We start from the raw sequence: 293 nt of genomic DNA, 5'->3' as shown, positions 1-293 counted from the left end.
GTCGGGGATGTGCAGCGCGTCCTGCCAAGCGGCAAAAACACCTTGTCCTTCGCGGCGGAGCTTTGCCGGAACGTGCCCTCGGTAGCCAACGTCACGGCCTACGCCAAGCAGGTCAAGCAGTGGGCGGTGATCCGCCAGGTGGTCGACATTGGCCATTCTGCGAAGGCTGCCGTAGCAAGCGGCCTGGTGCCGGACGAGATCATCGCGCAGGCCCAGCAGTCCATCGCTGACTTGCGTGACCTGCAGGGCTCGGGCAAGGCCGGGTACAAGCGCATGGCCGAGGTGTTGCCCAA

General features: G+C 65.2%; 1 pseudogene. It reads left to right on the top strand.

Annotated features, from left to right (window positions below):
- Nucleotides 1–72 precede the first annotated feature (72 nt).
- A pseudogene (locus GYA94_RS25370) lies at nucleotides 73–293 on the top strand (replicative DNA helicase); the annotation flags it as partial.

Source organism: Pseudomonas juntendi (assembly GCF_009932375.1).
Lineage (GTDB): Bacteria > Pseudomonadota > Gammaproteobacteria > Pseudomonadales > Pseudomonadaceae > Aquipseudomonas > Aquipseudomonas juntendi.
This window is presented reverse-complemented; position numbering and strand designations above follow the sequence as displayed.